Origin of the sequence: Thiohalocapsa sp. ML1 (assembly GCF_001469165.1) — a bacterium.
Classification (GTDB): Bacteria; Pseudomonadota; Gammaproteobacteria; order Chromatiales; family Chromatiaceae; genus Thiohalocapsa.
The window spans coordinates 26,347-48,890 of record NZ_JABX01000004.1; the positions used below are offsets into that span (position 1 = coordinate 26,347).

At 67.4% G+C, this 22,544-nt stretch carries 18 protein-coding genes; 9 read left to right on the forward strand and 9 right to left on the reverse strand.

Annotated features, from left to right (window positions below):
- The first annotated feature begins 145 nt into the window (after positions 1 to 145).
- From ML01_RS03430 to ML01_RS03450, 5 genes are all read left to right on the forward strand, one after another.
- Entirely contained in the window at positions 146 to 1,222 is a 1,077-nt protein-coding gene (locus ML01_RS03430) for a B12-binding domain-containing protein (RefSeq protein ID WP_082673918.1), read from the forward strand.
- Positions 1,223 to 1,270: 48 nt separating this feature from the next.
- Positions 1,271 to 2,251, forward strand: a complete 981-nt coding sequence (locus ML01_RS03435) for a GGDEF domain-containing protein (protein WP_058554005.1) — start codon at positions 1,271 to 1,273, stop codon at positions 2,249 to 2,251.
- 207 nt (positions 2,252 to 2,458) lie between these two features.
- On the forward strand, positions 2,459 to 3,550 hold the full coding sequence (gene apbC, locus ML01_RS03440) for an iron-sulfur cluster carrier protein ApbC (RefSeq protein WP_058554006.1): 1,092 nt from the start codon (positions 2,459 to 2,461) through the stop codon (positions 3,548 to 3,550).
- 321 nt (positions 3,551 to 3,871) lie between these two features.
- Positions 3,872 to 5,140: an AAA family ATPase gene (locus tag ML01_RS03445; protein WP_058554007.1), complete on the forward strand. Its 1,269-nt coding sequence runs from the start codon at positions 3,872 to 3,874 to the stop codon at positions 5,138 to 5,140.
- Positions 5,141 to 5,146: 6 nt separating this feature from the next.
- Positions 5,147 to 5,983, forward strand: coding sequence for a hypothetical protein (locus ML01_RS03450; protein ID WP_058554008.1), 837 nt, complete (start codon positions 5,147 to 5,149; stop codon positions 5,981 to 5,983).
- A gap of 94 nt (positions 5,984 to 6,077) precedes the next feature.
- Here ML01_RS03450 and ML01_RS03455 read toward each other — a convergent pair whose 3' ends face one another.
- From ML01_RS03455 to ML01_RS03485, 7 genes are all read right to left on the reverse strand, one after another.
- On the reverse strand, positions 6,078 to 7,379 hold the full coding sequence (locus ML01_RS03455) for a saccharopine dehydrogenase (RefSeq protein WP_082673919.1): 1,302 nt from the start codon (positions 7,377 to 7,379) through the stop codon (positions 6,078 to 6,080).
- A 533-nt stretch (positions 7,380 to 7,912) separates the two neighbouring features.
- The gene (gene fba / locus ML01_RS03460; RefSeq protein ID WP_058554010.1) at positions 7,913 to 8,977 is read right to left on the reverse strand and encodes a class II fructose-bisphosphate aldolase; all 1,065 of its coding nucleotides are present in this window, start codon (positions 8,975 to 8,977) and stop codon (positions 7,913 to 7,915) included.
- Positions 8,978 to 9,037: 60 nt separating this feature from the next.
- A complete protein-coding gene (gene pyk, locus ML01_RS03465; RefSeq protein ID WP_058554011.1) occupies positions 9,038 to 10,480 on the reverse strand; it encodes a pyruvate kinase in 1,443 nt (480 codons plus the stop codon).
- Positions 10,481 to 10,613: 133 nt separating this feature from the next.
- Entirely contained in the window at positions 10,614 to 11,789 is a 1,176-nt protein-coding gene (locus ML01_RS03470) for a phosphoglycerate kinase (RefSeq protein WP_058554012.1), read from the reverse strand.
- A 160-nt stretch (positions 11,790 to 11,949) separates the two neighbouring features.
- Entirely contained in the window at positions 11,950 to 12,951 is a 1,002-nt protein-coding gene (gap, locus tag ML01_RS03475; RefSeq protein WP_058554013.1) for a type I glyceraldehyde-3-phosphate dehydrogenase, read from the reverse strand.
- A gap of 127 nt (positions 12,952 to 13,078) precedes the next feature.
- Positions 13,079 to 15,091: a transketolase gene (gene tkt / locus ML01_RS03480; protein ID WP_058554014.1), complete on the reverse strand. Its 2,013-nt coding sequence runs from the start codon at positions 15,089 to 15,091 to the stop codon at positions 13,079 to 13,081.
- A gap of 417 nt (positions 15,092 to 15,508) precedes the next feature.
- Positions 15,509 to 16,066, reverse strand: coding sequence for a thioredoxin family protein (locus ML01_RS03485; RefSeq protein WP_058554015.1), 558 nt, complete (start codon positions 16,064 to 16,066; stop codon positions 15,509 to 15,511).
- 199 nt (positions 16,067 to 16,265) lie between these two features.
- On the opposite strand from ML01_RS03485, the gene metK reads away from it, so the two are divergent.
- The 4 genes from metK to ML01_RS03505 all read left to right on the forward strand — a co-directional run bounded on the left by metK (position 16,266) and on the right by ML01_RS03505 (position 20,714).
- Entirely contained in the window at positions 16,266 to 17,435 is a 1,170-nt protein-coding gene (metK, locus tag ML01_RS03490) for a methionine adenosyltransferase (RefSeq protein WP_058554016.1), read from the forward strand.
- A 438-nt stretch (positions 17,436 to 17,873) separates the two neighbouring features.
- Entirely contained in the window at positions 17,874 to 18,779 is a 906-nt protein-coding gene (locus ML01_RS03495; RefSeq protein ID WP_058554017.1) for a Uma2 family endonuclease, read from the forward strand.
- Between the two features lie 10 nt (positions 18,780 to 18,789).
- Positions 18,790 to 19,992: a formate-dependent phosphoribosylglycinamide formyltransferase gene (gene purT, locus ML01_RS03500; RefSeq protein ID WP_216819104.1), complete on the forward strand. Its 1,203-nt coding sequence runs from the start codon at positions 18,790 to 18,792 to the stop codon at positions 19,990 to 19,992.
- A 485-nt stretch (positions 19,993 to 20,477) separates the two neighbouring features.
- Positions 20,478 to 20,714 (forward strand): hypothetical protein, encoded by a 237-nt coding sequence (locus ML01_RS03505; RefSeq protein WP_058554019.1) that lies wholly within the window; start codon positions 20,478 to 20,480, stop codon positions 20,712 to 20,714.
- Positions 20,715 to 20,815: 101 nt separating this feature from the next.
- On the opposite strand, the gene hisA is transcribed toward ML01_RS03505, so the two are convergent.
- Both hisA and hisB read right to left on the reverse strand, forming a co-directional pair.
- A complete protein-coding gene (gene hisA / locus ML01_RS03510) occupies positions 20,816 to 21,568 on the reverse strand; it encodes a 1-(5-phosphoribosyl)-5-[(5-phosphoribosylamino)methylideneamino]imidazole-4-carboxamide isomerase (RefSeq protein ID WP_058554020.1) in 753 nt (250 codons plus the stop codon).
- A gap of 149 nt (positions 21,569 to 21,717) precedes the next feature.
- On the reverse strand, positions 21,718 to 22,335 hold the full coding sequence (hisB, locus tag ML01_RS03515) for an imidazoleglycerol-phosphate dehydratase HisB (protein ID WP_058554021.1): 618 nt from the start codon (positions 22,333 to 22,335) through the stop codon (positions 21,718 to 21,720).
- Positions 22,336 to 22,544 lie beyond the last annotated feature (209 nt).

The following is a 22,544-nucleotide window of genomic DNA, read 5'->3' on the forward strand; positions in this document are numbered from 1 at the left end:
CAACCGTCGGCGTAGCCCCGTTGACTATACTCAATGCGCCATTCGCCCTCGGCGTGAGGTTCCGCTCACGCCGTGCGCCGACCCGAAGACAGACGCGCGCCAAGCGGGCCGCAAGAACCCGTGACGGCCCAACCCGGATGCCCCGATGAATGCCCCGATGTATGCACCTTCACCACCGCGGCTCGCACCCGCACCGCCGGACCTGATCCTGCGCCTGCAAGTCGCCCGCGAGCCGCTGCACGCAACCGTGCTGGAGGACTACTTCGGGCAGCATCCCCCGCCCACGGACGCACACAGGCTGCATGTGACGCGGCGCTGCCGCGAGGACCTCGGCAGCCACTTAGACCAGCTCGCGGCGGCCCTGCAGCTCGGCGACGCCGAGGTGTTCTCCGCCTATCTGCGCTGGCTGCGGGAGGTGCTCGCCAGCCGCTGCCTCGGCGTCGAGCACACCGCCGACGCCCTGCGCGTGGTGCACGATTGGCTGCGCGGCCACCTGACCCATGCCCATGCGGGCGACGTGCTGGCGCTGCTGGAGCACGGCATCGCGACGCTGGAGGCGGCCGAGCGCGGCACGGCGCTCATCGCCCCCGAGCCATCGGCGACGGTGCAAACCCTGAGCCGGGCGCTGCTGGGCGGCCGGCGCCAAGACGCCGAGGCACAGGTGCTGACCGCGATGGCGGGCGGTGCAGCGTTGGTGGACGTCTCCGTGGACCTGCTGCAACCGGCGCTCTACCACGTCGGCCTGCTGTGGCAGCAGAACCGCATCAGCGTGGCGCAGGAGCACCTCGCCACCGCCATCACCCAGACCGCCATGGCGACGGGCTTTGCGGTGGCGGAGCTGGCCCCGCCGAACGGACGCACGGCGGCCTTCGCCTGCGTCGAGGGCAACCTGCACGCGGTGGGGCTGCGCATGGTGAGCGACGCCTTCGAGGTCGCGGGCTGGGAGGCGAGCTTTCTTGGTGCGAGCATGCCGAACGAGGCACTGATTGCCTTCTGCGGCGAGGCGCGCCCGGAGCTGCTCGGCCTGTCCGTGAGCCTGCCGCCGCAGTTACCGGCGCTGCGCGAGCTGATCGGTCGGCTGCGCGCCGAGCTCGGCAACGCCGCGCCGCGGGTGCTGGTGGGCGGCCAGCTCGTGAACCAGATCGGCGCCGCGGTGCGGGGCCTGGGCGCGGACGCCTGGTTCAGCGATGCCCGCGCCGTGGTGCATGCGGCGTCCCAATGACCCTCGCGATGTCGCCCGCACGCGCCCGCGCGCCGCACCGAGCCGGCGATGATTGATCCGGACCCGCCCGAGCGCCCCGGCAGCCTCGCCGGCACGCTGCACGACGCGGACCTGATCCCGCCCCTGCTGCGCCACCTGAGCGCGGTGGCGGTGGCAGTGCTGGACCTGGACGGCCGCTGCCTGGACGCGAACCGCGGCTTCGCCTACCTGCTCGATCGGGACGCGCCGCCCGCCGCGCCGGAGTCGGTGGCGCACTGGTTCCAGCAGCCGAGCTTCCACGCGCTGCGCGATGCCACCGCCGACGGCGAGCCCTTCACGGGCTGCCTCAGCTTCGGCGACGGTGCGAGCTTTCTGCGCAGCGTGCAGGGCGAGGTCCGGCGCCGCGACGACCGGCTGCTGCTGCTCGCCGAGCACGACATCGCCGAGCTGGAGCGCCTGAGCGCCACCGTGCTCCAGCTCAACGAGCGCCTGGCCAAGGCGCAGCGGGAGCTGGTGCGCGCCAACCGCGCGCTCGAGCGCGACAAGGCAGAGATCCGCCGGCTCATGCTCACCGATCCGCTCACCGGCGCCGCCAACCGGCGCGCCTTCGACGCGCGCTGCAGCGAGGCGCTGGCCCGCGACGACGCCAGGCTCGGCTTCATCGTCGCCGACATCGACCACTTCAAGTCCGTCAACGACAGCTACGGGCACGCGGTGGGCGATGTCGCGCTCATCGCCTTCGTCACCGTCCTGCATGCCAACACCCGCGGTGACGACATGGTGGCGCGGCTCGGCGGCGAGGAGTTCTGCGTCGTGCTGCCGGACAACGGCCTGGAACACAGCCTGGCCGTCGCCGAGCGCATCCGCCGCGCCTTCCACGAGACCGACGTGGAGGGCATCGACCGACGGCTCAGCGCCAGCTTCGGCGTCGCCTGCCGCCGGCCCGGGCAGGGGCTGGACGACCTGCTGCGGGAGGCCGACGCCGCCCTCTACCGGGCCAAGGCCGAGGGGCGCAACCGCGTCGTCGCCGCGGACGCCCCCGGGCGCTGAGCCCTCGGCGCCTGCTCCGCGGTCCGGGGACGCCACCCGGCCTGCCGCGCCGGCCGCGGCGAAGCCGGGCCACCTTGAATTAGCATTCGCTGATACCAGTTCAGCGCGCACCGCAGGCGTCCGCGACGCGCGCCCAGCGCCAGCCGCAAGACAGATTCAGAACCGCCCGCCCCGTCGCCGGGCGGCACACAGACAACGGAGTTATGCATGTCCACAGTGAGCAACGAGGCCGTCGAGGCCGCCATCAAAGACTACGTCGAGCCGCACCTCGGCCGTGACCTCGTCAGCACCAAGTCCGTCAAGTCCATCGACATCGAGGGCGACCAGGTGCGCGTGAAGGTGACCCTCGGCTTCCCGGCAAAGGGCGCCGCCGACGCCATCGCCGCCGCCGTCAAAGAGAAGGTCGAAAGCGTCCCCGGCGTTGGCGCCGCACAGGTGACCGTGGACTGGGAGATCAGATCCCACTCCGTGCAGAAGTCCCTAAAGCCCATCGACAGCATCAAGAACATCATTGCTGTCGCCTCCGGCAAGGGCGGCGTCGGCAAGTCCACGACGGCCGTCAATCTGGCGCTGGCACTGGCCGCCGAGGGCGCGAAGGTCGGCATCCTGGACGCGGACATCTACGGCCCCTCGCAGCCGCGCATGCTCGGCATCACCGGCAAACCGGACTCCAAAGACGGCAAGAGCCTGGAGCCCATGGTCAGCTACGATCTCCAGGCCATGTCCATCGGCTTCCTTATCGAGGAAGAGACGCCGATGATCTGGCGCGGCCCCATGGTGACGCAGGCGCTGGAGCAGTTGCTGAACGACACCAACTGGTCGGAGCTGGACTATCTGGTCATCGACCTGCCGCCCGGTACCGGCGACACCCAGCTCACGCTCGCGCAAAAGGTGCCGGTGTCCGGCGCCGTGATCGTCACGACGCCGCAGGACATCGCGCTGTTGGACGCCCGCAAGGGCCTCAAGATGTTCCAGAAGGTGGAAGTGCCGGTGCTGGGCGTCGTGGAGAACATGTCCATCCACATCTGCTCCAAGTGCGGGCACGAGGAGCACATCTTCGGCTCCGGCGGCGGCAAGGCCATGGCCGAGCAGTACGGCATCCAGCTCTTGGGCTCACTGCCGCTCGACATCTCCATCCGCGAAGAGACCGACTCCGGCAAGCCCAGCGTCGTCGCCGCCCCGGACAGCCGCATCAGCCAGATCTACCGCGAGATCGCCCGCAAGACCGCCGCCAAGCTCTCCTTGCAAGCGAAGGACTACGCGGCGAAGTTCCCGCGGATTGTCATCCAGAACAACTGACGGGATGCAGCGCCGGCGGCCCAGCCGGCCGCCCCAGCTTCCGCGGGTTCTGCCCGCGGCCGAAAGGCCCCGCCGCAAAGGTCGGGGCTTTTTCGTCTGCGCGAGGCAAGCCGGTGTGGCGCGCCGCGGCATGTCGCAGGCGTACCAGGCGCACTCCGTCCACGAACATTGCGAAGCAGAGGCCAGCGGTAAACGTATCTCGGCGCGGTCAGTTCCAACTAGACTCGGCGGCGACGGCGGACGCGGCGTCCAGCGGCCGCGAGCTTCCCCGCATTATCGACATCGGTGCGGATCGACCGTCCACGTATCCCGGAGCCCCCCATGTTCCTCAAGCGCCTCATCCTGCAAGACATCCGCAGCATTGCGCATTTGGACCTGCCGTTCGAGACGGAGGACGGCCAAGTACGCAAGTCGACCCTCATTCTCGGCGAGAACGGCACCGGCAAGAGCACGGTGCTGCGCGCCGCGGCCTTGGTCACGGCGGGCAGTGAGGCGCTGCCGGAGCTGCTGGAGCAGCCCGATGCCTGGATCCGCATCGGCAGCGAGAGCTGCTCCATCGCGGCAGACCTGGTGACCGCCGAAGGCGAAGAGCGGCACGTTTCGCTGTCCTGGTCCCGCGGGCAGTCCATTCGCGACATCTTCGACAAGAACCGCGAGACGCTGGACCGGCTGGATGCGGCACTCGGCCATACCGATCGGAACTATTTCACGGTGGGCTACGGCACGTCTCGCCGCTTGCCGGGCATCCGCTCGTCGGCGCCGATGCGGGAGGTCTACTCACATCCACGCGCCGCGCGCGTCGCGACCCTGTTCTCCAACGACGCGGTGCTGAATCCGCTCGATACCTGGGCCATGGACCTGGACTATCGTCGCAAGGGTGACGGCATCGACATGATTCGCAATGCATTGGGCGAGCTGCTGCCCGGCATGAAGCTGTTGCGCATCGACAAGGAGCGGCGCGCGCTCCTGTTCGAGACGCCGGATGGCGAGGTCGCCCTGGATCAGCTCAGCGACGGCTACCAGAACGCCGCCGGCTGGTACGGCGATCTACTGTACCGGATCACGGAGACCTATCAGGACTACAAGCACCCGCTCGAGGCCCGCGGCCTGCTGCTGGTCGACGAGATCGATCTGCACCTGCATCCGTTGTGGCAGCGTCGGCTGGGGCAATTTCTCTATGAGAAGATGCCCAATTTCCAGATTCTCGCCACGACGCATTCCCCGTTGACCGCCCAGGAGGCCGCTGCGGGGGAGCTGTACTTCCTGCGCCGCCCGCGGCCGAGTGCGCCGGCGGTCTTGGAGGAATACCCTGGCGCGCCTAATCGGCTGTTCACCCATCAAGTGCTGATGAGTCCGGCCTTCGGCCTCGAATCGGTCAATTCCAAGCGCGTCCAGGACATGCGCAAGGAGTACGAGCAGCTCAAAGACCAGGCGGCGCAACTTCGCCCGGCCGAGAAACGGCGCATGAATACGCTGGCCGAGCAGCTCGCCGATCTGCCGGATTGGCGTCGGGAGACGAAGCAGGAGCGTCGTCAGACGGCGCTGCTGGAGGACATCCGGTCGGCGCTCGAGTCCGGGAAGCAGGAGTGAAGAGCGATGATCGAGCTCGAGCGCGTGCGCTCAAAACAGGCGATTCCGCCATCCTTTCGCGGCAAGCTCCGTGTCAACAAGGGCCTAACGCTGCTTCTGGCACCGGGCGCCGAGCGGGCGTTCGATTCCAAGTATTGGAAGAAGGCGAAAACTCAACTCAAGGCGGAAACCTTCGGCAAGTGCGCCTATTGCGAGGCACCGACCAGCACAGTGGCCTATGGCGATGTCGAGCATTTCCGGCCCAAGAGCGTCTATTGGTGGCTGGCCTACTGCTACGACAACTATCTCTTTTCCTGTCAGATCTGCAATCAGCAGTACAAGCAGGACCACTTCCCGCTGCGGGACGGCGCAGAGCGGCTTGCGGAGCCGCGACTGCCCGCCCAAGCCAGCGATGCCGACCAGGAGGCGTTCGTGCGCGGGATGTGCCCGGACCCCTTGGTCGAGGCCGACGGTATGGCGTGGGAGGCATTCGCCGAGGCCTGCCGCAACGAGCGGGCACTGTTGCTCGACCCTTATATTGATGATCCGAAGCAGCACTTTGCCTGGGAGGCCGATGAGGTTCAGAAGTACGTCTACTTGAAGCCCGGGAACACGGCTGCCGCAGATGTCTTTGACGCGGCGAATCGGTATTTCGGCCTCAATCGCACGGAGCTGTTGCTAGAGCGATGGAAGGTCTACAGGATACTGGAGACATTCCGTTCTGCGCTGTTGTCCGCAACATTGCCGGGCGACATTCAGGATCGGGTCCAGAACGAGATCCGGGCAATGATGCAGCCCGATGCCGCGTTTGCCGGCATGTGCCGCTTCTTCATCAGGCAGAAGTGGGGCCTGCGCCTCGAATAAAAGGGACCGCCAAGCATGGCATCGACCGCGAGCCCGACCAGCACGCGGGCGCGAGCTCCCACGTGCATTGCTGCGTGCGTGCATGGCCGACGCGTCAATGCACCTCCGCCGCGTCCCGGATTCCCTGGAACAGGTCGATCTCCCAGGCGACGAGATCGCGGCGTACGGCGTCGGCGAGCACCTGCGGGAGTTGCCGGGCGAGGTCCACGCCGGAGGTCACGCCGACGATGCTGCCCGGCGCGGTGCGCAGGTGCTGGAGCGTCTGCCAGGCGAGGATGCCGGCGCCGACGCCGGTGGCGTAGGCGATGTACGTCGCACCGGCGTAAGGCGAGCCGAGCAGCTCCGGGTAGCGGTGGTAGCTTAACCCCACGGTCTCGATGACGGTCTGGCGCTCGTTGCGCACCAGCTCGGAGACGCGGATCTCGGCCGAGGCGCAGAAGTGGGCGCGGCGGATGATGCCGGAGCGTAGCAGTTCCTCGATGCGCCGCGGTCGCTGCATGCCGGGCAGGATGGCGCGCACCAGGGCCTCGACGGTGAGCTCGGGTTGGTCCGGCAGCGTGCGCTTGGACAGCAGGTTGAGCTGGTACAGAGCCTTCACCAGCTCCACCTCGGAGCCGCCGGTGTAGACGCCGATGTCCGGGATCTCCGGAAACGCCCGGTGCAGCGACAACAGCTCTTCTTGGTAGAGCGGGTACTGGCGCACCGGCGCCGGCTCGTAGGGGAAGCTGTGGTTGCGCGCCATGCTGAAGGGGTCCATGACCTGGATGCGCCCCTCGCTCAGCACCCGCGGGCAAGCGGCGAGCTCCTCCAGTGCCACCACCGGCGACCACGAAAAGACGACTTGGTCGGAGTCGATCTCCTCCAACAGGAACAGCTCAATGCTCTCGATACGCAGCCCGGGCCGACCCGCGGCGAGCAGGCTGAAGATGCTGCGGCCGATCAGAAAGTCCGTGACGCCGGGTGAGATGCCCAGGTTGATCAGCGCGGCGAGGGCGCGCTCGCGCAGCGCCTCGTCATAGGCGTACTGCGGCACCGTCAGCGTGCGATCCGTGGCCTCGTTGTACATGTCCGAGGCCAGGTCCATGGTGTGCGCGCCAAGCCGCAGCCCAAGCTCGATGATAGGTCCGTTCAGCTCCGGCAGCGCGGCGTTGATGAGCATGGCGGCGCCGGCAAGCTGGCGATCGTGCGGTGCGGCCTGTGCGAACACCGGCGCGAGGTCCGGTACGCCGTGGAAGTCGATGCGGTCGAACATCCGCTCGGCGTGGAAGAGCGCATCCCGCGCCCCCGCAGGGTCGATGGTGTAGACGACAAAGTGCACCGGCACGCCATCGCGCTCGGCGAGCTCCGCCAGGCAGATGAGCAGGTTCGAGCCGACGGCACCGAGACCGAAGAACACGATCCGAAGCGGCCGGGGCGAATGCTCGGCAGCCGGCGCGAGAGACTCGGGAGACGACATCGGGAGGAACCTCGAAAAGCACCGGCGGGCCGGGCGGCGCACACGCCCTGCAGCGCGGCGGGGAAAACGCGATCATCGCCGAAAAGGCTTGGCGCCGTCGCCGGATGTTATGCGTGGAGTTGCCTGCCCGCAAGACGGGTCGCAGCCGAGCGGCACCGGCCGACAGCACCGGGTCGACGAGATTCGATGGGTGTTTGGTTCGTTAGCCGAGGCTTCGCGGCTGGAAGCCGCTGCCATGAGGGAACATCGCGGCTGGAAGCCGCTGCGATGATTGAAGATCGCGGCTGGAAGCCGCTGCGATGATTGAAAATCGCGGCTGGAAGCCGCTGCGATGATTGAAGATCGCGGCTGGAAGCCGCTCCCACGGGGGAAGATTCGCGGCTGGAAGCCGCTCGAACGGCGCAGCAACAAAAAAGGGGCGCCGGAGCGCCCCTTGTTCTCTTCCGTGTGCAGTCCGCCGGAGCGGACCGGGGTCAGTTGACCTTCGGGTCGAGCTCGCCCTTGAGGTAGCGGTCGGTCATGGCTTCCAGCGACAGCACCTTGATCTTGCTCGCGTTGCCGGCGGTGCCGAAGGCCTCGTAGCGCGCCTGGCAGATCTCCTTCATGGCCTTGGTGGAGGCCGCGAGGTACTTGCGCGGGTCGAAGTTCTTCGGGTTCTCGGCGAGGTGCTTGCGGATGGCGCCGGTGGAGGCCATGCGCAGGTCGGTGTCGATGTTGACCTTGCGGACACCGTTCTTGATGCCCTCGGCGATCTCCTCGACGGGCACGCCGTAGGTCTCGCCCATGTCGCCGCCGAACTGGTCGATGATCTTGAGCCACTCCTGCGGCACGCTAGAGGAGCCGTGCATGACCAGATGGGTGTCCGGAATGCGGGCGTGGATCTCCTTGATGCGCTCGATGGCCAGGATGTCACCCGTCGGCGGCCGACTGAACTTGTAGGCGCCGTGGCTGGTGCCGATGGCGATGGCCAGCGCGTCCACGTGCGTGTCCTTGACGAACTGGGCGGCCTCTTCCGGATCGGTCAAGAGCTGGCTGTGGTCGAGCTGGCCTTCGGCGCCGGAGCCGTCCTCTTCGCCGGCCATGCCGGTCTCGAGCGAGCCCAGGCAGCCGAGCTCACCCTCGACGGAGACGCCGCAGGAATGCGCCATATCCACCACCTGGCGGGTGACGCGGGCGTTGTACTCGTAGTCCATCGGCGTCTTCATGTCCTCGCCGAGGGAGCCGTCCATCATGACGGAGCTAAAGCCGAGCTGGATGGAGCGCTGGCACACCGCCGGGGAGGAGCCGTGGTCCTGGTGCATGACCACCGGGATATGTGGAAACTCCTCGATGGCGGCCAGGATCAGGTGGCGCAGGAAGGGTGCGCCAGCGTACTTGCGGGCACCGGCGGAGGCCTGCACGATGACCGGGGAGTCGGTCTCGTCGGCGGCCTCCATGATGGCGCGCATCTGTTCCAGGTTGTTGACGTTGAAGGCCGGGACGCCGTACTGATGCTCGGCGGCGTGGTCCAGCAACTGGCGGAGTGAGATCAAGGCCATGGGGCTCTCCTGTGTGGCTGAGTGGGGGTCGAAGTTGAATGGAAGGGGGCGGCGCGCGCCTCAGTCGCCGGCCAAGAGCTTGTGCTCGCCGACGCGCATGATCTTCATGATGTTGGTCTGTCCCTCGACGCCGCCGCGGTCGCCCTTGGTGATGATGACCAGGTCGCCGTCGGTGACGGTGCCTTGGCGCAGCAACTCCTCGATGACCTCGCGGTTGACCTCGTGCATGTTCTTGCTTGCGACGTCGAAGTTTATCGGGTAGACGCCCCGATAAAGGGTCACTTTTCGTCGGGTATGCACCACCCGGGTCATGGCATAGATCGGGATGCCGGTGTTGAGCCGGGACATCCACTTGACCGTGCTGCCAGACTCAGTGAGCGCGGCCACCGCCTTCACACCCAGGTGATTGGCTGCGTACATCGCGGACATGGCGATGGCCTCATCCACGCGCTTGAAGCGGGTGTCGAGCCGGTGGCGGGACTTGCGCCGGTAGTTCTCGGACTCGGCACAAATGCGATCCATGGCCGCGACGACCTTGGCCGGGTACTTGCCTACCGAGCTCTCGGCGGAGAGCATCACGGCGTCGGTGCCGTCGAGCACGGCGTTGGCCACGTCGAAGACCTCGGCGCGGGTCGGCATCGGGCTGTCGATCATGGACTGCATCATCTGCGTCGCGGTGATGATGACGCAGTCGAGGTCCCGCCCCTCGCTGATGAGGCGCTTCTGCACGGCCGGCAGCTCGGCATCGCCGATCTCAACGCCGAGGTCGCCGCGGGCGACCATGATGACATCGGAGGCCTTGATGATGTCGGTGGCGTGCTCCAGCGCCTCGGCGCGCTCGATCTTGGCGACGATGCCGCCCTTGCCGCCGGCCTGCGTGAAGAGCTGGCGGGCGAGATGCACGTCGTCCGCGCTGCGCACGAAAGACACGGCGAGGTAGTCCGCCGCCACGTCCGCCGCGAACAGGATGTCCGCCTTGTCCTTGTCCGTGAGCGCCGGCGCCGACAGGCCACCGCCGCGCTTGTTGATGCCCTTGTTGTTCGAGAGCTTGCCGCCGATCACCACGGTGCAGTCGATTCGCCGCCCGTAGATCTCGGCGACCTCCAGCTCGATGGCGCCGTCGTCGAGCACGAGCTGGTCGCCGGGCATCAGGTCATCGGCGAGCATCGGATAGGTGCAGCCGACGCGGGTCTCATCGCCTGAGTCGAGCGGGCAGTCCAGATCGATGCTGAAGCTCGCGCCCTCGGCGAGCTCGACGCTGTCGTTCTTGAAACGGCCGACGCGGATCTTCGGCCCCTGCAGGTCCACGAGCACGCCGAGCGGCGTCTTCGTCGCCTTGGCCACGGTGCGCACGCGCTCGACGCGCTTGCGCTGGCGCTCATGGGAGTCATGGCTCATGTTGAGCCGCGCGACATTGAGGCCGGCAGCCACCATGGCCTCGAGCACGCCGGGGGCGTCCGTGGCGGGACCGAGGGTGGCGACGATCTTAGTACGACGAGGCATAGAGGGTGGCTAGGTGCTAGGTGCTAGGTGCTAGGTGCTAGGGCAGTCAGGCGACGGATCAGGCTGTCGACATGGGCAACAGGCGCAAGCGGCAATGTGAGTCCGCCTACCCCTAGCTCCCAGCTCCTAGTCCCTAGCCCCTCTCCTCCAGCATCGCCACCGCCGGCAAGGTCTTGCCCTCCAGGAACTCCAGGAAGGCACCGCCGGCCGTGGAGATGTAGGACACCTTGTCGTAGATGTCGTACTTCTGGATGGCGGCGATGGTGTCGCCGCCGCCGGCGAGCGTGAAGGCGTCGGTCTCGGCGATGGCCATGGCGATGGCCTTGGTGCCCTCGCCGAACTGGTCGAACTCGAACACGCCGACCGGGCCGTTCCAGACCACGGTGCCGGCGCTGCGGATGATGTCGGCCAGGGCAGCGGCGCTGTCCGGGCCGATGTCGAAGATCATGTCGTCTTCGGCAACCTCATCTACCTTCTTCTGCACGGCGGGCTCGTTCTCATCGAACTGCTTGCCGCAGACCACGTCCGTGGCGATCGGGATGGTGGCGCCGCGAGCGGTCATCTTTTCCATCAGCGCCTCGGCCGTGGGCACCAGATCGGCCTCACACAGCGACTTGCCGACCTCATGCCCGCTGGCCTTGATGAAGGTGTTGGCGATGCCGCCGCCGACCACGAGCTGATCGACCTTCTCGGACAGGGCTTCGAGCACCGTGAGCTTGGTGGAGACCTTGGAGCCGCCGACGATGGCGACCATCGGGCGCTTGGGGTCGGCCAGGGCCTTGTTCAGCGCGTCCAGCTCCTCGGCCAGCAGCAGGCCGGCGCAGGCGGCAGGCGCGAACTTGCCGGCGCCATGCGTGGAGGCCTGGGCGCGGTGGGCAGTGCCGAAGGCGTCCATGACATAGACGTCGCAGAGCGCGGCGTACTGCTTGGACAGCGCCTCGTTGTCCTTGCCCTCGCCCTTGTTGAAGCGCACGTTCTCCAACAGCACCAGCTCGCCGTCGGCGACGTCCGGAGCGGTTTCCAGATAGTCCTTCACGAGGCGCACCTCGCGGCCCATCTTCGCGCTCAGATCCGCCGCCACCGGCGCCAGCGAGTCCGCCTCGGAATACTCGCCCTCCGTCGGGCGGCCCAGGTGCGACATGACCATGACCTTCGCACCGGCCGCGAGGCAGTGCTCGAAGGTCGGCATGGACGCGGTGATGCGCGCATCGGACGTGACCTTGCCGTTCTTGACCGGCACGTTCAGGTCGGAGCGGATCAGCACGCGCTTGCCGGCGAGGTCGAGGTCGGTGAGCTTAATGAAGGACATGAACGGTACCTCAGTAGATTTGTCGGTAGATGTTGTCGGTATTCGAGCGATCTGGAAAACGCGGGGTCGCTTTCCGCATCGTTCGAATCAGGTGCTAGATGCTAGGGCCTAGGTGCTAGGTGTCACGCCCCCTAGCACCTAGCCCCTAGCCCCTAGCCCCTCACTTAGCGACGTGCTCCACCATCCGCAGCATATTGCAGGTGTAACCGTACTCGTTGTCGTACCAGGCGACGACCTTGACGAAGGTGGGGTCGAGCGCGATGCCGGCCTCGGCGTCGAAGATCGACGGGGTGTTGCGGCCGCGGAAGTCGGTCGCGACCACCTTCTCGTCGGTGTAGGCGAGCACGCCGGCCAGGTCACCGGACTCGGAGGCCGCCTTCATCGCCGCGCAGATGTCGGCGTAGCTCGCCTCGCGGCTCAGCTCGACGGTCAGGTCCACCACCGACACGTCGGAGGTCGGCACGCGGAAGGCCATGCCGGTCAGCTTGCCGTTCAGCTCCGGCATGACCTTGCCGACGGCCTTGGCCGCACCGGTGGAGGACGGGATGATGTTCTCCAGGATGCCGCGGCCGCCGCGCCAGTCCTTCTTGGACGGGCCGTCGACGGTCTTCTGCGTGGCGGTGGCGGCATGCACGGTGGTCATCAGGCCGCGCTTGATGCCCCAGTTGTCGTGCAGCACCTTGGACACCGGCGCCAGGCAGTTGGTGGTGCAACTCGCGGCGGAGATGATGGCCTGGCCGTCGTAGGTGTTGTGGTTGACGCCGTAGACGAACATCGGCGTCGCGTCCTTCGACGGCGCGGACTGCACCACCTTCTTGGCACCGGCGGCGATGTGCTTCTGGCAGGAGGCGTCGTCGAGGAAGAAGCCGGTGCACTCGATGACCAGCTCGGCGCCGACCTCGTCCCACTTCAGGTTGGCCGGGTCCATCTCGGCGGTGAGGCGAATCGACTTGCCGTTGACGATCATGCTGTTGCCATCGACGGCGATGTCACCCTGGAAGTTGCCGTGGACCGAGTCGTACTTGAGCATGTAGGCCAGGTAGTCGGGGTCCAGCAGGTCGTTGATGCCGACGACCTCGATGTTCGGGAACTCCTTGCTGATTGCGCGGAAGGCCATGCGGCCGATGCGGCCGAAGCCATTGATGCCAACTTTCAGGGTCATGTTGTAAAACTCCGAACGGGAGAGTGATGAAAAAACCGGACTGGCGGCGCGAGGCCGCCGTGGGGCGGCGGCCGGAAGCGTCGCTTCCGCCCCCTAGCCCCCAGCCCCTAGCTGCCTAGCCCCTCATTCAGATGAGGCTATTGACGGCGTCCACGACCGCCTCGACGGTGACACCAAGGGCCTTGTAGACATCCGCAGCCGGCGCGGACTCGCCGAAGGTATCCACGCCGATGACGATGCCCTCCATACCGATGTACTTCGGCCACAGGCTGGAGACGCCCGCCTCCACGGCGACGCGCGCCGGCACGGTGGCGGGCAGCACCATGGCCTTGTAGGCATCGTCCTGGGCGTCGAAGGTATCCATGCTCGGCATGGACACGACGCGGATCTTGTGGCCCTTGGCGGTGAGCTGCTCGGCCGCCTGCATGGCCAGCTCCACCTCGGTGCCGGTGCCGATGATGATGGCCTCGGGCAGGCCCTGGCACTCCTTGAGCACGTAGGCGCCGCGGGCAATGGCGCGGATCTGGTTGTCGTCGCGCTCCATGTGCGGCACGGCCTGGCGGGAGAAGATCAGCGCGGTGGGGCCGCCGGTGCGCTGGATGGCGAGCTTCCAGGCGACGGCGCTCTCCACCGCATCGCAGGGCCGCCACGTGGACATGCGCGGGGTCAGGCGCAGGATGGACACCTGCTCCACGGGCTGGTGGGTCGGGCCGTCCTCGCCTAAGCCGATGGAGTCGTGCGTGTAGACGAAGATCGGGTTGATCTTCATCAGCGCCGCCATGCGCACCGCGTTGCGGGCGTACTCCATGAACATCAGGAAGGTCGCGCCGTAGGGCTTGAAGCCGCCGTGCAGCGTAAGGCCGTTCATGACCGCGGACATGCCGAACTCGCGCACGCCGTAATACAGGTAGTTGCCGGCGGCGTCCTGCGGCCCGATGCCCTTGCAGCCCTTCCACAGCGTCAGGTTGGAGCCGGCCAAGTCGGCCGAGCCGCCGAGCAGCTCCGGCAGCAGCGGGCCGAAGCCGTTCAGCGCGTTCTGCGAGGCCTTGCGGGTGGCGATCTTCTCGGCCTTCTCGTCCACGGCCATGATGAATTCCCAGGCCTTGCGGTCGAAGTCGGCCGGCAGCTCGCCCGCCATGCGGCGCTTGAGCTCGGCGGCCTCGGCCGGGAACGCGGCCTTGTAGGCGGCGAGCTTCTGCTGCCAGGCGCTCTCGGCGGAGGCGCCACGCTCCTTCGCGTCCCAGCCCTGGTAGATGTCCTCGGGGATCACGAAGGGCGGATGCGTCCAGCCCAGCGCCTCGCGGGTCAGCGCGATCTCGTCGTCGCCGAGCGGCGCGCCGTGGCACTCCTCCTTGCCCTGCTTGTTCGGCGAGCCGTAGCCGATGATGGTCTGGCAGCAGATCAGCGACGGCTTGTCGGTGACGGCACGGGCCTCTTCGATGGCGGCCTTGATGGCCTCCGGGTCATGGCCGTCCACCTTGGGGATGACGTGCCAGCGGTAGGCCTCGAAGCGCTTGGGCGTGTCGTCCAGGAACCAAGCCGGCACGTCGCCGTGGCCGCGCACCTCGCCGTCGATGGAGATGTTGTTGTCGTCGTAGAAGGCGATGAGCTTGCCCAGACCCAAGGCGCCGGCGAGCGAGCAGGCCTCATGCGAGATGCCCTCCATCAGGCAGCCGTCGCCGAGGAAGACATAGGTGTGGTGATCGATGATGTCGTGGCCGGGCTTGTTGAACTGCGCGGCGAGCACCTTCTCGGCGAGCGCCATGCCGACGCCGTTGCTGATGCCCTGGCCGAGCGGGCCGGTGGTGGTCTCGATGCCCGGGGCGTAGCCGTACTCCGGATGGCCGGGGGTCTTGGAATGCAGTTGGCGGAACTGTTTCAGGTCATCGATGGACAGATCGTAGCCGGTCAGGTGCAGCAGCGAGTACATCAGCATCGAGCCGTGACCGTTGGAGAGCACGAAGCGGTCGCGATTCGTCCAGTTGGGGTTCGCCGGATTGTGCTGCATGAAGTCGTTCCAGAGCACCTCGGCAATGTCCGCCATGCCCATCGGGGCACCGGGATGGCCCGAGTTGGCCTTCTGGACAGCATCCATGCTGAGTGCACGGATCGCATTCGCGAGCTCTTTGCGTGAGGACATAAAGATGTCTCCTCGGTCGGGTTGTCGATTCGATGTGGTTCGGAAGTGGAATCGCCCGTCCAGAGGCCGAGCCGGCCGACGGGCGATTTCACGATGAGCGGCAACAGACCTCGCGGCAGCGCTGCACATGCGTCCGCGGTTGCGGGTCCGGCGGGCTAAGCACCCACGGACACCGACATGTCGGACCTGATCGACCCGTCGCAAGCGCCCGCAGCGGGGCGCCGGGGGGGATGGCAAGGGGCCGGGTATTGTTGCCCAAGATGCGCGGTTGAGCCAACCACGGACGCCGTGGGCGGCGGCGTCACCTTCATAACTTTCTAATATTAAGGATTTCGGTCGGCTATAGGCAAGCCAAAACCGCAGCCGCCCGGCGGGCGGTCCCCGGCAGGCGCCGCGGCGAGCCGCCGAAACCCGGCGTCAATCCTCGCGCCACTTGATGGAACAGCCCACGCTCGGGATCTGCTCGGCCGGCCCCTGGCCCGTCTCGGCCACCTGCTGCATGGCCAGGAACAGGTCGCGGCGCACGTCCGGCGGCGCCGTCTCCTTGCGGCTCGCATCGAGCCGGCCGCGGTACTGCAGCCCAAGCCCGGCGTTGTAGCCGAAGAAGTCCGGCGTGCAAACCGCACCAAAGGCCTTGGCGACCTCCTGCGTCTCGTCGAGCAGGTACGGGAACGGGAAGTCGAGCTCGGCGGCGATCCGCTGCATGTTCTCAAACGAGTCTTCGGGGTAATCGCTCGGGTCGTTGGACATGATGGCCACGGAGCCGACGCCGAGCCCCGCGAGCTCGCGCGCATCGCGCACCAGGCGCTCGCGCACCGCCTTCACGTACGGGCAGTGATTGCAGATGAACATCACCAGGAGCCCGTTCGGGCCCTTGCAGTCGTCGCGGGTCCAGGTCTTGCCGTCGATGCCGGGGAGCGCGAAGTCCGGCGCCGGCCGGCCGAAGTCACACACGGGGGTTTCGAGGGATACCATCGCGGTTACCTAGGGTTCCGATCAGGATAAACAGGGCGGACATGGTAACCCAATGTGCCGAAAGGCTCTGCCCCGATCGCCTATTCATAGCCGTGCCCGACGTTGTAACATGGCCAACTGCCGATCGCCGCAGTCCCCCGCGGTACCCGTTTCTTGTCACCCCACCACCGAGCGCGCCCAGGGCGCCTGCAAATTGCTTATGTCAAACGAATTTCTCTTCACGTCCGAATCCGTCTCCGAAGGCCATCCCGACAAGGTCGCCGATCAGATCTCCGATGCGGTTTTGGACGACATCCTCGCCAACGACCCGAACCCAGGCGCCGCGCGAGTCGCCTGCGAGACGCTGATCAAGACGGGTGCCGTGGTCGTCGCGGGGGAGATCACCACCGATCACTGGGTGGACTTCGACAGCCTGGTGCGCAAGGTGGTCAACGAGATCGGCTACAACAGCTCCAACGTCGGCTTCGACGGCAGCACCTGCGCTGTGATGTCGCTCATCGGCAAGCAGTCCTCAGACATCGCCCAGGGCGTGGACCGCAAGAGCCCGGAGGAGCAGGGTGCCGGCGACCAAGGCCTGATGTTCGGCTACGCGACCAACGAGACCGACGTGCTGATGCCGGCGCCCATCACCTACGCCCACCGGCTGGTGGAGCGCCAGTCCGAGATGCGCAAGAGCCACGTGCTGCCGTGGCTGCGCCCGGACGCCAAGAGCCAGGTGACCATGCGCTACCGCGACGGCGCGGTCGTGGGCGTGGACGCCCTGGTGCTGTCCACGCAGCACGATCCGGACGTCGATCACAAGCACATCTACGAGGCGGTGATGGAGAACATCATCCTGCCCGTGATCCCGAAGGAGTGGCTGCACAGCGACACCAAGATCCACATCAACCCCACCGGCAACTTCGTCATCGGCGGCCCTGTCGGCGACTGCGGCCTCACCGGGCGCAAGATCATCGTCGACACCTACGGCGGCATGGCCCGCCACGGCGGCGGCGCCTTCTCGGGCAAGGACCCGTCCAAGGTGGACCGCTCGGCGGCCTATGCCGGCCGCTACGTGGCCAAGAACATCGTCGCCGCCGGCCTCGCCGACCGCTGCGAGATCCAGGTCTCCTACGCCATCGGCGTCGCCGAGCCCACCAGCATCTCCATCGAGACCTTCGGCACCGCCAAGATCGACGAGACCCGCATCGCGCTGCTGGTGCGCGAGTTCTTCGATCTGCGCCCCTACGGTCTGATCCAGATGCTGGACCTGGTGAAGCCCATTTACCAGAAGACCGCCGCCTACGGCCACTTCGGCCGCGAGCTGCCGGAGTTCACTTGGGAGCGCACCGATAAGGCCGAGGCGCTGCGCGACGCGGCCGGGCTCTGACGCCCGCGTGGCGCCGGCATCCTGCCGGCGCCGCGTGTGCTCAGGGACGCGTGCGCAGCCCTGGCCGCGAAGAGCTCGGCGCCGCAACCACTAATGCATTTGCGTCCGGCGGACTAGAGTGCTTGACGACGGCAGATGCTTGCAGGTGAGTCAAGTTTCTTGGCGAAGGGCCAAGGGCCGAGGGAGCTATCCTCGGCCCTTGGCCCTTGGCCCTTGGTTCGCCGGTGAGTCAAGTTCTCGACGGGGCGCCGGACTGGCGCGAGGCGTCGGGATCGCAATCGAACCGAGTGCCCACCGATCCCCGATAGCGATTTCGATAGCGATAGCGATTTCGATAGCGATAGCGATTTCGATAGCGATTTCGACGAACACGACTCCTCGATCTGAGGCGAAGCCTCGTTAGCATCGATCCGAGCCATCCACCGGGAGACCTCGCCGATGACCAGCATTGCCCCGAACCGCGCCCTCCCGCCGTCGTCGCCCGCGGCCGACGCAGAGCCGGACCGCACGCTGACGCCCGGTTCCCACGACGGGCGCCTGGTCTCCGAGGACACCTACTGGCGGGAGTACTACTTCGAGTCGGACATCCACTACGAATGGAACAACGGCCGCTTGGAGGAGAAGCCCGTGTCCGACTACGCTACCATCCTGGTCTACCAGTGGCTGACGGCGCTGCTGCGGCACTTCCTGCAAGCACGGCCCATGGCCAAGCTGATTGCGCTGGAGCTTGGCTTTCGGCTGCCCCTGCCCGGCGGAGTCGTCATCCGCAAGCCGGACAGCGCCGTGGTGCGCGACGACAACCCGCAGCCGCTGTTGCCCCACGACGCCAGCTACCACGGCGTCTACGACCTCTGCATCGAGGCCCTGTCGGACCGCAAGCGGCGCGACATCGAGCGCGATGCCGTCACCAAGAAGCGGGAGTACGCCGTCGGCGGCGTGCCGGAGTACTACATCCTGCACCATGCGCCGGAACACCAGGCGTTCTTCAGCCGCACCGAGACCGGGCTGTATCTGCCCATCGAGCCCGAGGACGGCGTCATCCGCTCCTGCGTGCTGCCGGGCTTCCAGTTCCGCCTGTCGGACCTGATCGAGCAGCGCGACGACGAGGCGCTGCGCGATGACCCGATCTATGCCGACTTCGTACTGACCGGCTGGCGCGAAGACCGCGAGCGCGCGGAGGCCGAGGCGCGGCGCGCGGAGGCCGAGGCCGCCCGTGCCGACGCCGCGGCCGCCCGCGCCGACGCCGAGGCCGCAGCCCGCAAGGCGCTGGAGGCAGAGATAGCGAGGCTGCGTGCGGACACAAGCGCCAGCTCCCGCGTTGACCGTCCGGCACAGGCAGACTAACCACGGAAGCATCGCGATGAGAATCGGCACCCCGCTCTCCCCCAATGCGACCCGCGTCATGCTGCTCGGCGCCGGCGAGCTCGGCAAGGAAGTCATCATCGCGCTGCAGCGGCTCGGCATCGAAGTCATCGCCGTGGACCGCTACGCCAACGCGCCCGGACACCAGATGGCGCACCATGCGCGGGTCATCGACATGGCCGACCCCATCGCGCTGCGCGCGCTGATCGACGCCGAGCGGCCGGCGATCATCGTGCCGGAGATCGAGGCCATTGCGACCGACGTGCTCGCCGACGTCGAGCAGGCCGGCCTGTGCGAGGTCATCCCCACCGCCCGCGCCGCGCAGCTCACGATGAACCGCGAGGGCATCCGCCGGCTGGCCGCCGAAGAGCTCGGGCTGCCGACGTCGCCCTATGCCTTTGCCGACGATTTCGACACGCTGCAACGCAAGGCCGCGTCCATCGGCTGTCCGTGCATCATCAAGCCCGTCATGTCCTCCTCCGGCAAGGGGCAGTCGCGCGTGGACGACGCCGGTGCGCTCCAGGCGGCCTGGGACTACGCCATGGCGGGCGGGCGCGTCAATCGCGGCAGGGTCATCGTCGAGGGCGTGGTGGACTTCGACTTCGAGATCACGCTGCTCACCGTGCGCAGCGGCCCGCACGGCGGCGAGATCACCACCCATTTCTGCGACCCGGTCGGCCACCGCCAGGTCCACGGCGACTACGTCGAGAGCTGGCAGCCGCAGCCGATGACCGCCGCGGCGCTGGCCAAGGCGCAGGACATCGCCCGGCAGGTCACCGGCGCCCTGGGCGGGCGCGGCCTCTTCGGCGTCGAGCTGTTCGTGCGCGGCGACCAGGTCTGGTTCAGCGAGGTCAGCCCCCGCCCCCACGACACCGGCATGGTCACCATGGCCTCCCAGCCCCAGAACGAGTTCGAGCTGCACGCCCGCGCCATCCTCGGCCTGCCGGTGGACACCCGCCGCGACGCCATCGCCGCCAGCGCCGTCATCTACGGCGGCATGGACGCCACGGGCATCGGCTACGACGGCGTCGCCGATGCGCTCAGCGTGCCCCAGTCGGATCTGCGGCTGTTCGGCAAGCCCGAGGCGTTCACGCGCCGGCGCATGGGTGTCGCCTTGGCGCGCGGGGCGGATGTCGATGAGGCGCGGACCCGGGCGACGCAGGCGGCGGCGGCGGTCGTCACGCGGGCGCCCTGACGCTCCCTGCACTGCTTCCCGTCGCGCCGCACACGCGGCAAGCGTGAGCGAACGGCGCCAGGTCAGCGAACGGCGCCCGACATTTCAATCATCCATGGGTGCGTGACTGCAAGACCTGGCCCGCCTGCCCCGGCGACCCTCTTGCCCGCCTTGACCCTCCTGCCTGCTCTGCGGATTCATCTTTCCGCCCCTGGGTGCGATCAGGTCGAGCAGGGCGTGCGCAACGGGCCGCGCCGTTCCCGTGACGAGATCGAGGCCGTGCTGCGCCATGCTGCGCGGCGAGTGGTACGTGTTCGACCTGCTGCTGGACGTGAACCCCACGGGCACGCAGCGACGCTAATCGCGGCCTGCAACAGAGACAGACGGTATGGAACTATTGATCGGCCGTCTTAATGGCGCTATGGTCCGTGTGCGGACACGTTTTCGCGTGTGCAAGTGGCACACGATACGTGGGCCGCGGAACCACTTCAATGGAGACTATCGCTATGGGCGACAAGCAAAAGAAGACCTCCGCGCGGTTCGCGATCCTGGGGTTGTGCGCCGGAGCAATGATGGGCGCGCACACGGGCGCCACCGCCGTCGAATGCAAGGGGCTGGAGAAGCCCGCCTGCGAACAGAACGCGGCCCAGTGCAGTTGGGTCGAGCCCTATACGCGCAAGGACGGGGTCAAGGTGAGCGGCCACTGCCGCAAGAAGGGCGGCGGCAAGAAGTCGGACGGGTAGAGAACCTGAGCCGAGCCCGTCAGGCAGCGGACAGGGAGGTCCGCGACTAACCGAGGGTCTGCGGTTAGCGCGTCCGTGGCAGCGCGCGTTGTCCGGCCTGATCAACCGGCAGCGGCTCCGTCCGCGACCCGCTGCCCCTCGGCAAAGTCCAGCGTCCCCTCGTAGATCGCGCGGCCGGTGATGGCGCCGACGATGCCGCCGCTCGTACCCTGATCGGCAACGGCCGCGAGCGCGCGCACGTCGTCGAGCCCGGTGATGCCGCCGGAGGCGATGACGGGCATCGCGAGCGCCATGGCGAGCTGCGCGGTGGCCTCGACATTCGGCCCCGTGAGCATGCCGTCGCGGCCGATGTCGGTGTAGACGACGGCCGTCACGCCGTCCCCCTCGAAGCGGCGCGCGAGCTCCTCGACGCGGTGATCGGTGACCACGGCCCAGCCGTTGATAGCCACCAGCCCGTCCTTGGCGTCGAGCCCGACGATGACGTTGTCCGGAAAGGCGCGGCAGGCGCGGGCAACGAAGGCGGGCTCCTTCACGGCCTGGGTGCCGATGATGCACCAGGTGACGCCGGCGTCGAGGTAGGCGGCGATGGTCCGCTCGTCGCGGATGCCGCCGCCGACCTGAATGGGCAGGTCCGGATAGGCCGCGGCGATGGCGCGGATGGCGTCGCCATTCACCGGCTCGCCGGCGAAGGCGCCGTTCAGGTCCACCAAGTGCAGCCGACGGGCGCCGGCGGCGTGCCAGCGCCCGGCGACGGCCACCGGGTCGTCGCCGAATACGGTCTCATCGTCCATGCGGCCCTGGCGCAGGCGCACGCATTTGCCGTCTTTGAGGTCGATTGCCGGGATTAAGAGCATGGAAAAGTTTGAAGTTTGAAGTTTGAAGGAAGTTTGAAGTGTGAAGTTTGAAGTTTGAAAAGGACGAGTTGGGAAAATGTGAAGTTTGAAGCTTGAAAGGCGCACGCGCTTCATTTCACCCTTCAAACTTCACCCTTCAAACTTTCCTCTCAAAGCGTTCCTTTCGTGGACGGCATCACGCCGCCCATGCGCGGATCGGGCTCCACCGCCATGCGCAGCGCGCGACCGAAGGCCTTGAAGATGGTCTCGGCCTGGTGGTGGGCGTTGATGCCGCGCAGGTTGTCGATGTGCAGGGTCAGGCCGGCATGGTTGGTGAGCCCCTGGAAGAGCTCCCGCAGCAGGTCCACGTCGAAGCCACCGATGAGCGCGCGGGTGTACTCGACGTTGTAGGTGAGCATGGGCCGGCCGGACAGGTCCACGACGACGCGCGAGAGCGCCTCGTCGAGCGGCACGTAGGCGTGGCCGTAGCGGCGGATGCCGCGCTTGTCGCCGAGCGCCTTGGCCAGCGCCTGGCCCAGGGTGATGCCGACGTCCTCGACGGTGTGGTGGGCGTCGATGTGCAGGTCACCCTGGGCCTGGATGTCCAGATCGATGAGCCCGTGCCGGGCAACCTGATCCAGCATGTGCTCCAGAAAGGGCACGCCGGTGTGGAAGCTGCCCCGCCCCGTGCCGTCCAAGTCCAGCGCGACGCGGACCTGCGTCTCCAGCGTGTTGCGCTCCACCTCGGCGGTGCGGTGCGCCCGGGTCTGGGCGGTGTTCTCGTTCATGGATACTCGGCCGGCGATTGCGTCGGTGCATTTAAGCACAGCGCGCGCCGGCCCCGCGAGCCTGCGCGGGCGGATCGCCAACCGCGCGCCGACAGCGGCACCACCGCGCCGAAGCCGCTGCCGCCGTCACCCGGAACCTTGGTGGCTCCGGACGCTGGTCGGTGTGCGTCGGTGGCAGCGAGCGAGCAGCGATCTGCCGGCCAACGCGG